The sequence below is a fragment of the Nesterenkonia sp. AY15 genome (assembly GCF_022565855.1).
Lineage (GTDB): Bacteria > Actinomycetota > Actinomycetes > Actinomycetales > Micrococcaceae > Nesterenkonia.
In genome coordinates this window covers 108936-121379 of sequence record NZ_JAJOYV010000007.1, presented here as the reverse complement: position 1 = coordinate 121379, position 12444 = coordinate 108936, and the positions used below count along the sequence as shown (strand labels likewise).

Below are 12444 nucleotides of genomic sequence, written 5' to 3'. Positions count from 1 at the left end.
ATCCCATGACTGCAGCCACCCTTGACGCCCTGCTCTCCGAAGGCCTGAACGGCCGCCGCGTGCTCGTCCGCTCCGACCTCAACGTGCCGCTCAAAGACGGTGTCGTCACCGACGACGGCCGGATCCGCGCCTCGCTGCCGGTGCTGGAGAAGCTCGCCGCCGCCGGCGCCCGGGTGCTGGTCACCGCCCACCTGGGACGCCCCAAGGGTGAGCCCGAGCCGAAGTACTCCCTAGCCCCGGTGGCCGCCCGGATGTCCGAGCTCACCGAGGTCACCGTGCTGCGCGCCGATGACCTCGTCGGCCCCAGCGCCCAGGAGCAGGCCGCCGCGGTCGAACCGGGTCAGATCCTGCTGCTGGAGAACGTCCGCTTCGATGCGCGCGAGACCTCCAAGGACGACGCCGAGCGGGCCGGCCTCGCCGCCGAGCTCGCCGCCCTGACCGGCACCGACGGCGCCTACGTCAACGACGCCTTCGGCGCGGTGCACCGCCGGCACGCCTCGGTGGCCGACATCACCGCGAAGCTGCCCGCCTACCAGGGCGACCTGGTCCGCGACGAGCTGCTGGTGCTGCAGCGGCTCACCGAGACCCCGCAGCGCCCCTACACGGTGGTCCTGGGCGGCTCCAAGGTCTCCGACAAGCTCGCCGTGATCGAGAACCTGATGAGCCGCGCCGACACGCTCCTGGTGGGCGGCGGCATGGTCTTCACCTTCCTCAAGGCCCAGGGCCACGGCATCGGCAAGTCCCTGGTCGAGGACGACAAGCTCGACACCGTCAAGGGCTTCCTGGAGGCCGCCGAGCGGCAGGACTGCCGGATCGTGCTGCCCACCGACATCGTGATGGCCTCGGCCTTCGCCGCCGACGCCGAGGTCGAGGTGCTCCCGGCCGACGCGCTGGAATCCGGCAAGCACGGCGCCGAGGCGCTCGGCCTGGACATCGGGCCCGACACGTCGAAGGCGTTCGCCGCCGAGATCGCCCAGGCCAAGACGGTCTTCTGGAACGGGCCCATGGGCGTGTTCGAGATGGAGGCCTTCGCCAAGGGCACCGCCGCCGTGGCCGAGGCGCTGACCACCACCGAGGCGTTCACCGTGGTCGGCGGCGGCGACTCGGCGGCCGCCGTGCGCGCGCTGGGCTTCGACGAGGACAGCTTCGGGCACATCTCCACCGGCGGCGGCGCCAGCCTGGAATACCTCGAAGGCAAGGCGCTGCCCGGCATCGACGCGCTCGAAGGCTGAGCTCGCGCTCCTGCTGCTCCGTCTGACCTGCTGATCTCATCACCGTTGAAAGGGAACTCCTCTCCATGACTACTCAGAAGAATGGCGCTTTCGTGCGTCGCCCGCTGATCGCCGGCAACTGGAAGATGAACATCGACCACATGGAGGCGATCGCGCTGGTCCAGAAGCTCGCCTGGACCCTCAACGACGCCGGCCACGACTACGACCGCGTGCAGGTCTCGGTGTTCCCGCCGTTCACCGATCTGCGCGGCGTGCAGACCCTGGTCACCGGGGACAAGCTGGGCATCGACTACGGCGCCCAGGACCTCTCCGACCAGGACTCCGGCGCCTACACCGGGGACATCTCCGGGGCCTTCCTGAAGAAGCTGGGCTGCTCCCAGGTGCTCATCGGGCACTCCGAGCGCCGCGAGGTCCACGGCGAGACCGATGAGCAGCTCAACGCCAAGCTCAGCGCCGCGCTGCGCCACGGACTTGCTCCGGTGCTCTGCGTCGGCGAGGGCCTTGAGGTCCGCGAGGCCGGGAACCACGTGGCTCACACCCTGGCCCAGCTCGAAGGTGCGGTGGCCGGCCGCAGCGCCGAGGAGCTCAGCGAGCTCGTCGTCGCCTACGAGCCCGTCTGGGCCATCGGCACCGGCAAGGTCGCCGGGCCCGAGGACGCGCAGGAGATGTCCGCCGCGATCCGCGCGAAGCTCGCCGAGCTGTACTCGGAAGGGTTCGCCGACACCGTCCGGGTGCTCTACGGCGGTTCGGTGAAGTCCAAGAACGTCGCCTCGATCCTCGCCGGAGCAGACGTGGACGGCGCCCTGGTCGGCGGCGCGAGCCTGGACACCGACGAGTTCAGCAAGATCGCCTCCTTCGAGAAGCACATCGACACCGGCGCGCAGGGCTGAGGCCAGGGTTGAGCCCGTTCCGGGCTATCCTGGTAGCTGATTCGCCCACGTTCCATCACGAAAGGTCGCTGTGTCTGCACTGACCATCACACTTCAGGTCATCCTCGCCGTGATCAGCCTGCTGCTGATCCTGCTCATCCTCCTGCATAAAGGCCGCGGAGGAGGCATGTCTGACATGTTCGGCGGCGGCGTGACCTCATCCCTGGGGTCCTCCGGCGTGGCAGAGCGCAACCTGAACCGGCTGACCATCACCCTGGCGGTGACCTGGGGCCTGATCATCGTCGCCCTGGGACTCATCGTCCCGATGGGCGCCGACATCTGACGCTTCCGTACAGGAGAAAAGCCCAGCTCGACCACCACGGTCGACCTGGGCTTTTCTCATGCCCACCCCTCCCGCGTGGTTGAGTTCTCCGGCGGTTACGTAGTAGCCGGAGAACTCAACCGCCCGGGAGGAGGGGTCAGCGGAGTGTGCTGGCGGCTGCCTGATCCAGGTGCCAGATGGTCTCCCGAGCACCGCGGGCGTTGACCGCGGGGATCTCGGTGACCTCGGTGCCCGGGGTGAGCGCCTTCGCGGCGGCCTCGGCCTTGTCCGCGCCGGCCACGACCATCCAGACCCGCTCGGCGGTGTGGATCGCAGGGAAGGTCAGCGTGATCCGCTGCAGTGGGGGCTTCGGAGACTCATCCTCACTGGTGGTCACCTGCTCGGTGACGTGCAGCGAGGCCTTGCCCGGGAAGAGGCTGGCGACGTGACCGTCGGGGCCGACGCCGAGCAGCAGCACGTCGAAGCGGGGGAGCGCCAGGCCGGAGCGTCCGCCCTCGGCGCTGTGGCCCTGCAGCTCGGAGGCGTACATCTCCGCGCCGATGAAGGGTTCTGCGGCGTCTTCGGAGGTGGCCATGGGGTGGATGTTGCCCTCGGGAAGCCCGTGCTTCTCGATCAGAACCTCGAGCAGCGCCTCGTGGGCCTGCACGGCGTTGCGCTCGGGGTCATCGCTGGGCAGCAGGCGCTCGTCGCCCCACCAGAAGTGCACCTTGTGCCAGGGCGGAGTCTCGGTGCCCGGCGTCGCGACCAGCTGTGCCACCTGAGCCAGGACGGCGACGCCGGCGCTGCCGCCGGTGAGCACCGCATGGGCGTCACCGTGGTGGCGTGCGGCGTCGACCAGGACCGCGAGCAGCCGCTCGGCGACCACCGTGACCAGCTGGTCCTTCTCGGCGTAGACCTCGGTGCGCGGGGCGGCCAGCGCCGCCTGGGATGAAGCGGCCTGAGGGGAATCTGTCATGGGAGTGCATCCTTCCGCGGCATCGTCACTGATGCCACGAGCCTAGTATGTCGGTCAGTACAGCGCAGCAGCTCAGTTGAATCCAGGGGAGGCGCCGGAGAGATCGGTGGCCGGCAGCGCCCGGGTGAGCACCTCGCCGTAGACCTCATCTGAATCCAGCCGGCGCAGCTCCTCGGCCAGGCACACCTGAAGGGTGCGCACCGGCAGCGGCACGCCTTGGACGAGTCCGTCGGCGGAGCGCAGCTCGGCGATCTCCTCGCCGCGCGGCCTCGAGAGGCTCACGTCCCCGCTGGGGCGGTGGAAGGTGACCGCGGTCAGGGTCAGCGGCAGCTCGGACTCGACCGGTTGCGCCGTGGAGACCAGGCTGACCGGGATCCGCAGCGCCTGCTGCAGCCAGGCCGCGAGCAGCGCCGCGCTGGGCAGGTCCGCGGCGGCCTCCACGGTCACGCCGGTGAGCTCCGCGGGGTCGAAAGTGTCCAGGATGCTGGCCAGCTGGATCCGCCAGTGTGTCAGCCGGGTCCAGGCCAGATCGGTGTCACCCGCGGTGTAGTGCGCGGAGATGCGCTGCAGCGCCTCCAGCGGGCGCGGGTCCATCGCCGAATCGGTGATCCGGCGGTGCGCGATCCGCCCGATCGGGGTGGAGCCGACGTTCTCCGGCAGCTCATCGGCCCACCAGGCCACGATCGGGGCGTCGGGCAGCAGCAGCGCCGAGACCATCGCCTCGGTCTGCTCGGCGAGCTCGCCGGAGGCTTCCAGCACGATCACCTCTGAGGCGCCTGCGTCGCCGCCGACCCGGATCTGCGCATCCAGCCGGGTCTCATCCGCGACCTGCCCGGAGGCCAGCACGATGATCCGGCAGGGATGCTCCCGGGAGGCCAGGTTCGCCGCCGCGATGGCGGGCTCGGCATTGTCCTTCGAGGTGAGGATGACCAGGGTCAGCACCCGGGTCAGGGCGACGACGCCGCCGTCCTCGCGCAGCTCACGCAGCTTCTTGGAGACCTTGGAGGTGGTGGTGTTCTCGATGTCGACGATCACGGGATTCTCCTTAGGGCCTGCGCCAGGTGCGGCCGTCGCGGGCCAGCAGGTCATGGGCGGACTGCGGCCCCCAGCCGCCCGGGGCGTAGGGCTCGGGCTGGGCCTTCTGGGCGGCCCAGTGATCCTCGAAGGGGTCCAGGATCTTCCAGGAGAGCTCGACCTCTTCATGGCGCGGGAACAGCGGCGGCTCGCCGAGCAGCACATCGAGGATCAGCCGTTCATAGGCCTCGGGGCTGTCCTCGGTGAAGGCGTGGCCATACCCGAAGTCCATCGTGACGTCGCGGACCTCCATCTGGGTGCCGGGCACCTTGGAGGTGAACCGGATGGTGGCGCCCTCGTCAGGCTGGACCCGGATGACGACGGCGTTCTGACCGAACTCGTGGTCGTCGTGGTCCTGGAAGAGCAGATTCGGGGCGCGCTTATAGATCACCGCGATCTCGGTGACCCGACGGCCCAGGCGTTTCCCGGCGCGCAGGTAGAACGGGGCGCCGGCCCAGCGGCGGGTGTTGATGTCCAGCTTCAGCGCGGCGAAGGTCTCGGTGGTGGAGTCCGGGTTGAATCCCTCTTCGTCCAAGAACCCGACGACCTTCTCCCCGCCCTGCCAGCCGGAGGTGTACTGTCCGCGGGCCGAGGCGGCGCCGAGGTCCTCGGGGAGCCGGACGGCGCCGAGCACCTTCTCCTTCTCGGCGCGCAGATGCTCCGCGTCGAAGGAGATGGGCTCCTCCATGGCGGTCAGCGCGAGCAGCTGGAGCAGGTGGTTCTGGATGACGTCGCGGGCCGCGCCCACGCCGTCGTAGTAGCTGGCCCGACCCCCGATGCCGATGTCCTCGGCCATGGTGATCTGCACGTGGTCCACGTACTGGGCGTTCCAGAGCGGCTCGAAGAGCTGGTTCGCGAAGCGCAGCGCCAGCAGGTTCTGCACCGTCTCCTTGCCCAGGTAGTGATCGATCCGGAAGACCGCGTCCGGCGGGAAGACCGACTCCACCACGGCGTTGAGCTCTCGGGCCGAGGCCAGGTCATGGCCGAAGGGCTTCTCGATGACCACCCGGCTCCACGGATCCTCCACGCTGTTCTGCGCGGTGGCGAGGCCGTGGGAGGAGAGCTTCTCGCAGACGATCTCGAAGGAGTTCGGCGGGATCGAGAGGTAGAACGCGTGATTGCCGCGGGTCCCGCGCGATTCCTTGAGCTCATCCAGGGTCTCCCCGAGACGGGCATAGGCGGCGTCGTCGTCGAACCCGGTGGTGGTCACGAAGCGCAGCCCGGCGGAGAGCTGGTCCCAGACCTGCTGATCGAAGTGGGTGCGTGCGGAGATCTTGACCTGCTCGAGCACCTCCGCGGCGAACTCCTCATGACTCCACTCCCGCCGGCCGAAGCCGACCAGCGAGAAGCTCGGCGGCAGCAGCCCCCGGTTGGCCAGGTCATAGATGGCCGGGAGCAGCTTCTTGCGCGCCAGGTCCCCGGTGACGCCGAACATCACCATCGCCGAGGGCCCGGCGATCCGGTTCAGCCGGCGGTCACGCGGATCGCGCAGCGGGTTGCCCGGCTTGGCCCGGGAGCTGCTCCGGGAGCTGCTCGAGCGCGATGACCCGGTCCGCGATGACCCGGTCCGCGAGGATCCGGCGCGCGAGGAGTCGCCGGTGCGGGGTGCGTTCACAGGGCGTCCACGGTCTCGATGACCTGGGTCAGGCCCGCGGTGCGGTCATTGAGGTGCACCTGCAGCACCGGCATGTCGTGTCCGGCCAGGACCTGGGCGTCGCCCTCGGCCTGGGCGGCGATCAGCTTCGACAGCGTGAACGGCCGGTCCGGGACCTCGACGTCGGTGCTGGAGCTGGTGGTCAGCTGCAGGAAGGCCCCGATATGGGGCCCGCCCTTGTGGAACTGTCCGGTGGAGTGCAGGAACCGGGGTCCCCAGCCGAAGGTCACCGGGCGTCCGGAGAGCGAGGAGAGCTGGGCGCGGATGGCTTCGAGCTGGGTCTCGGTGGTGCGGTCCAGGTACGCGGTGACCGCCAGGTAGCCGTCCTCCGGGACAGCCTTGACCAGCGCCTGCAGGGCCTCGCTCAGGTTCGACGCGTGGGCGTCGGTCAGCGCGGACCCGCCGAGGGTGCGGAACGCCACGGCGCCGTCGGTCACGGAGTCCCCGGCCTCGGGGGCGGGCGCGTCGAGCAGGCCGCGGGCGGCGGTCTTGGCGGATTCCACGTCGGGCTGGTCGAAGGGGTTGATGCTCAGCAGCGCGCCGGCGACCACGGTGGCGACCTCCCAGAGCATGAACTGCGCCCCGAGGCTGCCGCCGGTGCGCACCGCGTGGGAGCTGACCACCAGATCTGCGTCGTCGTTGTCCACCGAGGCGCCGTCTTCGACCTCGACATCGATGATCTGGGTGATCAGCACGTCGTCGACGTCGCGGTGCAGCTCGGGCTCGCCGTCGGCGACGATCACCGGCAGCAGACCGGTGCCGTTCTTGCCGGTGGACTCGGCGACCAGCTGTTCGATCCAGTTGCCCAGCCCGATCAGCGGGGAGCCGGCGTCGACGATCACGAGCTTGTTGCGCAGCGGGACGGTGCCGCCGATGGCGGAGCCCAGGCGCAGGCCGGGGTTGTCGGCGTCGTCCTCGGCGAGGATCGCGAGCGAGTCCTCGGCGTCGTCGAGCAGGGATTCCACGTCGGCACCGGCCAGGCCGGAGGGGACCAGACCGAAGGCGGTGAGCGCGGAGTAGCGCCCGCCCACGGTGGGGTCGGCCTCGAAGATCGCGCGCACCCCGGCCTCGGCGGAGGACTTCGCCAGCGGGGAGCCGGGGTCGGTGACGATCACGGTGCGGGTCACGGCGTCGATCCCGGCCTCGGTCATGGCCTGCTGCACGATCCGGCGCTGCGAGTCGGTCTCCACGGTGGAGCCGGACTTCGAGGAGACCACGAGCACGGTCTTCTCGATGTCGGTGCCGATCACGGCGGCGACATGCTGCGGGTCGGTGGAGTCCAGCACGGTGAGCTCGACCCCGGCGGTGGCGCAGATGACCTCGGGTGCCAGCGAGGACCCGCCCATGCCCGCGAGCACCACCCGGGTGAGGCCTTCGGCGGCGAGCTCCTCGCGCAGCGCGGCGATCTTGGGCAGCAGCGCGCGGGAGTCCTCGAAGAGCGAGACCCAGCCGAGCCGCTTGCTGGCCTCGTCCTCGGCGGCCACACCCCAGAGGGTGTGGTCCTTGGCGGCCAGCCGGGAGGCGAATTCGTGGTCGAGCAGACCTGGAACCTGGTTCTCGGCGGCCTGACGGGCCGCTCCGGTCAGTGTCAGGGAGAGTGAGCTCATGACGTGCTTCCTTTCTCAGCCGAACGCCTCGGTTCAGCCTGGCCAGCATCTGCGCTTATAGGGGGCCGGTGGGATTGACGTGGCTGTTGTCCCTGATCGGCGCCCGGTGGGGGAGTCTCTGCTCCAGTCTTGCTGGATCAAGACGCCGCCCGGGCCGGGCGCCGTACGGGGTGAACAGTCGAATGATCAGCTCAGCGTGCGAGCCGACCGGCATGCACGGTTCAGCTGTTGCGCTTGAGCCCATCATCGATGGTGCCCAGCAGGCCAGTCCAGGAGACCTCGAACTTCTGCAGACCCTCGGTCTCCAGGGTGTCGACGACCTCGCGGTAGCTGATCCCGGCGGCGGAGATGCCGTCGAGGACCCGGTTGGCCTCCACGTAGGTGTCGGCGAGCGTGTCCTTCTCGACGACGCCGTGGTCGGCCAGCGCCAGCAGGGTCTTCTCCGGCATGGTGTTGACCACGTCGGCGCCGGCCAGCTCGGTCACGTACAGGGTGTCCGAGAGGTTCGGGTCCTTGGTGCCGGTGGAGGCCAGCAGCAGCCGCTGCGGGCGTCCGCCGCGCTCGGCCAGCAGCTGCCAGCGCTCGGAGGAGAAGGTCTCCACCGCGATCTGGTGCGCCAGTCGGGCGTTGGCGACGGCGGCCTGGGACTTCAGCTTCTCGGTGCCGGGCTTGCCCGCTTCGGCGGCGAGCTCCAGGCGCTTGTCGATCTCGGCGTCCACGCGGGAGACGAAGAAGGAGGCCACCGAGTGGATCTTCGAGATGTCGATCCCGTCAGAGTGGGCCTTCTCCAGGCCGAGCATGAACGCGTTGATGACCGCGCGGTAGCGCTCGAGCGAGAAGACCAGGGTCACGTTGACGCTGATCCCCTCGGCGGTCACCGCGGCGATCGCCTCGATGCCCTCGACGGTGGCGGGGATCTTGATCAGCACGTTCTCCCGGTCCACCGCCTTGTAGAGCTCGCGGGCCTGGGCGATGGTGCCGGCGGCGTCGCGGGCCAGCCGGGGGTCGACCTCGATGGAGACCCGGCCGTCGACGCCGTCGGTGGCGGCGTAGACCCCGGCGAACACGTCGCAGGCCTCACGCACATCGGCGGTGGTGATGTCGAAGACGGCCTTCTCGGCGTCGGCTCCGGCGGCGGCCAGCTCGGTGAGCTGCGCCTCGTAGGCCTCACCGTCCTTCAGCGCGGACTCGAAGATGGTCGGGTTGGTGGTGACGCCGACGATGTTGTGGGTCTCGATCAGCTTCGCCAGCGAGCCGGAGTTCAGCCGTTCGCGGGAGAGGTCGTCGAGCCAGATCGAGACGCCGAGGTCGGAGAGCGCCTGAGTGTTCTTGTTTGCAGTCATATCTGTTCTCCTGATGCCAGGTGATGGATGAGTCTTTGCGCGCCGGGTGCCTCCAGGAGGCGGCGGCGATTAGGAGGCGGCGGCGATGGATTCCTGGGCGGCCTCGGTGACGGCGGCGGCGGTGATGCCGAACTGCTCGTAGAGCACCTTGTAGTCGGCGGAGGCGCCGAAGTGATCCAGCCCGATGATCCGGCCTGCGTCACCGACGATGTCGCGCCAGCCCATGGAGGACGCGGCCTCCACCGAGACGCGCGCCCTGACCGCGGCCGGGATGACGCTCTCGCGGTAGGCGGCGTCCTGCTCGAAGAACCACTCGCGGCAGGTCATCGAGACCACCCGGGCGGCGATGCTCTGCTCGGCCAGCGCTTCGCGGGCCTGCACGGCCAGCTGGACCTCGGAGCCGGTGCCGATGAGCACGACGTCGGGGGTCACCACGGCACCGTCGCGGACGGCCTCGGCGAGCACGTAGGCTCCCTTGGCCGCGCCCTCGACCGCACCGAACTCGGTGGCGGTGGCCGCACCGGCGCCGCGGGCGTAGGTGGGGATGTTCTGTCGGGTCAGCGCCAGACCGGCGGGACGGTCGTTGCGGCGCAGCACCTCGCGCCAGGCGATGGCCACCTCGTTGGCGTCGCCGGGACGCACCACATCGAGGTTCGGGATGGCGCGCAGGGTGGCGAGCTGCTCCACCGGCTGGTGGGTGGGGCCGTCCTCGCCCAGGCCGATGGAGTCATGGGTCCAGACGAAGATCGAGCCCGCGCCCATCAGCGCGGCCAGCCGGATGGCGGGGCGCTGGTAGTCGGAGAAGATCAGGAAGGTCCCGTTGTAGGTGCGCAGCGGGGTGGACAGCGAGATGCCGTTGCTGATCGCGGCCGCGGCGTGCTCGCGGATCCCGAAGTGCAGGTTGCGCCCGTAGGGGTTGCCGGTGAACTTCTCGGTGGAGTGGGACTCCGGGATGAAGGAGTCGTAGCCGGCCAGCAGGGTGTTGTTGGACCCGGCGAGGTCGGCGGAGCCGCCCCAGAGCTCGGGCAGCACCTCGGCGATGCCGTTGAGCACCTTGCCCGAGGCCGAGCGGGTGGCGACCTCTTCCCCGGCGGGGAACTCCGGCAGCTGGGATTCCCATCCCTCGGGCAGCTCGCCGGCGGTGAGCCGGTCCAGCAGCTTGGCCTCATCGGCGTGGGCCTCGCGCCAGGCGGCGTACTTGGAGTCCCATTCCTTGCGGGTCTCGACGCTGCGGGTGAGGATCTTGCGGGCGTGGTCGATGACCTCGTCCTCCACGGCGAAGTGGGCTGACGTGTCGAAGCCGAGCAGCTCCTTGAGCGCCTCGAGCTCCTCGGTGCCCAGCTTGGCGCCGTGGATCCCGCCGGTGTTCTTCTTCTTCGGCGAGGGGTAGCCGATCATGGTGCGCAGCGCGATGAGCGAGGGCTTGGAGGTCTCTGCCTTGGCCGCCTCCAGCGCGCGGTGCAGCTCGTTGATGTCCTCGTCGTAGTCACCGGTCTGCATCCAGTCCACGCGCTGGACGTGCCAGCCGTAGGCCCGGTAGCGGGCCTGGACGTCCTCGGTGAAGGAGATGTCGGTGTCGTCCTCGATGGAGATCTTGTTGTCGTCCCAGATCACCACGAGGTTGCCGAGCTCCTGGTGCCCGGCGAGCGAGGAGGCCTCGGAGGTCACGCCCTCCTGGAGGTCGCCGTCGGAGGCGATGACCCAGATGGTGTGGTCGAAGGGGGACTCTCCGGCGGGGGCGTCGGGGTCCATCAGTCCGCGCATCCGGCGCTGGCCGTAGGCGAAGCCGACCGAGGAGGCCAGGCCCTGGCCCAGCGGGCCGGTGGTGATCTCCACGCCGGCGGTGTGGCCGTACTCGGGGTGGCCGGGGGTGAGCGAGTCCCAGGTGCGCAGCGCGGCCAGGTCCTCGACCTCGAGGCCGTAGCCGGAGAAGTAGAGCTGCAGGTACAGGGTCAGGGAGGTGTGACCGGGGGAGAGGATGAAGCGGTCGCGGCCGATCCACTTGGGATCGGTCGGATCGTGCTTCATCACCTTCTGGAACAGCAGGTAGGCGGCTGGGGCCAGCGACATCGCGGTGCCGGGGTGGCCGGAGCCGACCTTTTCGACGGCGTCTGCGGCCAGCACGCGCAGCGTGTCGACTGCTCGCTTGTCCAGATCGGTGAATACGGCATTATCGGTCACTATGTTTCCTCCAGATGGTGAGGGACGGTGGACAACGAGGGCCGCGCACATCGTTGTGCCGCGCAGGTTCAACCCTACCGGGGTAGAGGCTATTCCTGGCGGATCATCAGAGCATTGCAGAATGCTCACGCGTGATGATCGCGAGTATGAGGTCTTGGAGCTGCGACGTCTTCGGGCAGCTCAGCCCATCCCCAGGGCCAGGGAGATGAGCTCGAAGGAGCGGTGATCGATCACCAGGTCTGCCTGCTCGGCCAGTGCGGGCTTCGCGCAGAAGGCGATCCCCACTCCGGCGGCTGCCAGCATGTCCAGGTCGTTGGCGCCATCGCCGACGGCGACCACATTGCGGGGGAGCAGGCCCTGTGACGCCGACCACTGTTCAAGATACTCCCTCTTGGCCGCACGGTCGACGACGGCGCCCCGGACGGTCCCCTCCAGGGTTCCCTGCGCCGAGATGGCCAGGTCATTGGCGTGGTAGCCGGTGAGCCCCAGATCAGCGGCCAGCGGAGCCAGCACCTGGAGGAACCCGCCGGAGACGGCGTAGCTGGGCCAGCCGCGGCGGCGCAGGTCTGCGAGCAGCTCGCGGGCGCCCTGCGTGGGGGTGATCGCGGCGAGGGTGGAATCGATCACGCCCTCGGGCAGTCCGGTGAGCGCCTGGACCCGCTGGTGCAGCGAGGCCGCGAAGTCGATCTCTCCGCGCATCGCGCGCTCGGTGACCTCGGCGACCTCGGCCTCGCGGCCGGCGTCGCGGGCCAGCAGCTCGATGACCTCCTGGTCGATGAGCGTGGAGTCCACGTCCATCAGCAGCATCAGCCGGCCGTCCTCGGCGTGCAGCTGGGCCCGCCGCGGGGCGGGCAGCACCGTCTGGGTGACCGTGCCCTCGAGCTGATGAGCGGCGTCTTCGAGCAGCGAGACCGCCAGCTGCGAGCCGTAGGAGTCATCGGAGTCATCGAGCGTCAGGGACCAGCGCACGGCGGAGACCTCGGTGCCGTCGCCCAGCGGGACCTGGCGCAGCTCCACGCTGTGCACGACGCCGCGCCGGGAGAACTCGTGGGTCAGCGAGCGGATGAGCGGCCCGTCCAGCTCAGCGGCCGCCAACATGGCCACCGTGCCGTGGGGGAGATCAGGGCTGGGCAGATCAGGTGTGCGGAGATCATGGTGAGGGTGCGCAGTCATAGCGTGTTCAGCC

The 12444-nt window shown here is 69.6% G+C and carries 10 protein-coding genes; 3 read left to right on the top strand and 7 right to left on the bottom strand.

What is annotated here, in order from left to right; translation table 11 throughout:
• The first annotated feature begins 5 nt into the window (after positions 1-5).
• From LSI54_RS11035 to secG, 3 genes are all read left to right on the top strand, one after another.
• Entirely contained in the window at positions 6-1232 is a 1227-nt protein-coding gene (locus tag LSI54_RS11035; protein WP_241464492.1) for a phosphoglycerate kinase, read from the top strand.
• Between the two features lie 65 nt (positions 1233-1297).
• On the top strand, positions 1298-2122 hold the full coding sequence (gene tpiA, locus LSI54_RS11030; protein ID WP_241476261.1) for a triose-phosphate isomerase: 825 nt from the start codon (positions 1298-1300) through the stop codon (positions 2120-2122).
• A gap of 70 nt (positions 2123-2192) precedes the next feature.
• On the top strand, positions 2193-2444 hold the full coding sequence (secG, locus tag LSI54_RS11025) for a preprotein translocase subunit SecG (RefSeq protein ID WP_241464494.1): 252 nt from the start codon (positions 2193-2195) through the stop codon (positions 2442-2444).
• Positions 2445-2580: 136 nt separating this feature from the next.
• Here the strand turns inward: secG and pgl are convergent, their stop codons facing one another.
• From pgl to serB, 7 genes are all read right to left on the bottom strand, one after another.
• Positions 2581-3399: a 6-phosphogluconolactonase gene (pgl, locus tag LSI54_RS11020; RefSeq protein WP_241469769.1), complete on the bottom strand. Its 819-nt coding sequence runs from the start codon at positions 3397-3399 to the stop codon at positions 2581-2583.
• Positions 3400-3471: 72 nt separating this feature from the next.
• Positions 3472-4434 (bottom strand): glucose-6-phosphate dehydrogenase assembly protein OpcA, encoded by a 963-nt coding sequence (locus tag LSI54_RS11015; RefSeq protein ID WP_241478380.1) that lies wholly within the window; start codon positions 4432-4434, stop codon positions 3472-3474.
• A 10-nt stretch (positions 4435-4444) separates the two neighbouring features.
• Complete coding sequence (zwf, locus tag LSI54_RS11010; RefSeq protein ID WP_241465072.1) at positions 4445-5914, bottom strand: glucose-6-phosphate dehydrogenase; 1470 nt, start codon at positions 5912-5914, stop codon at positions 4445-4447.
• Positions 5915-6084: 170 nt separating this feature from the next.
• Positions 6085-7734: a glucose-6-phosphate isomerase gene (locus LSI54_RS11005; RefSeq protein WP_241478379.1), complete on the bottom strand. Its 1650-nt coding sequence runs from the start codon at positions 7732-7734 to the stop codon at positions 6085-6087.
• Between the two features lie 221 nt (positions 7735-7955).
• The gene (gene tal, locus LSI54_RS11000) at positions 7956-9077 is read right to left on the bottom strand and encodes a transaldolase (protein ID WP_241464498.1); all 1122 of its coding nucleotides are present in this window, start codon (positions 9075-9077) and stop codon (positions 7956-7958) included.
• 69 nt (positions 9078-9146) lie between these two features.
• Positions 9147-11309 (bottom strand): transketolase, encoded by a 2163-nt coding sequence (gene tkt / locus LSI54_RS10995; RefSeq protein ID WP_446740429.1) that lies wholly within the window; start codon positions 11307-11309, stop codon positions 9147-9149.
• 129 nt (positions 11310-11438) lie between these two features.
• Positions 11439-12431: a phosphoserine phosphatase SerB gene (gene serB, locus LSI54_RS10990; RefSeq protein WP_241469765.1), complete on the bottom strand. Its 993-nt coding sequence runs from the start codon at positions 12429-12431 to the stop codon at positions 11439-11441.
• Positions 12432-12444: the final 13 nt, after the last annotated feature.

What these genes read in the sequence shown, in the direction of transcription:
- pgl (WP_241469769.1), bottom strand. Translation starts at nt 3,399, where the DNA reads ATGACAGATTCCCCTCAGGCCGCTTCATCCCAGGCGGCGCTGGCCGCC.
- tpiA (WP_241476261.1), top strand. Translation starts at nt 1,298, where the DNA reads ATGACTACTCAGAAGAATGGCGCTTTCGTGCGTCGCCCGCTGATCGCC.
- tal (WP_241464498.1), bottom strand. Translation starts at nt 9,077, where the DNA reads ATGACTGCAAACAAGAACACTCAGGCGCTCTCCGACCTCGGCGTCTCG.
- zwf (WP_241465072.1), bottom strand. Translation starts at nt 5,914, where the DNA reads ATGGTGATGTTCGGCGTCACCGGGGACCTGGCGCGCAAGAAGCTGCTC.
- serB (WP_241469765.1), bottom strand. Translation starts at nt 12,431, where the DNA reads ATGACTGCGCACCCTCACCATGATCTCCGCACACCTGATCTGCCCAGC.
- LSI54_RS11035 (WP_241464492.1), top strand. Translation starts at nt 6, where the DNA reads ATGACTGCAGCCACCCTTGACGCCCTGCTCTCCGAAGGCCTGAACGGC.
- tkt (WP_446740429.1), bottom strand. Translation starts at nt 11,309, where the DNA reads ATGTGCGCGGCCCTCGTTGTCCACCGTCCCTCACCATCTGGAGGAAAC.
- LSI54_RS11005 (WP_241478379.1), bottom strand. Translation starts at nt 7,734, where the DNA reads ATGAGCTCACTCTCCCTGACACTGACCGGAGCGGCCCGTCAGGCCGCC.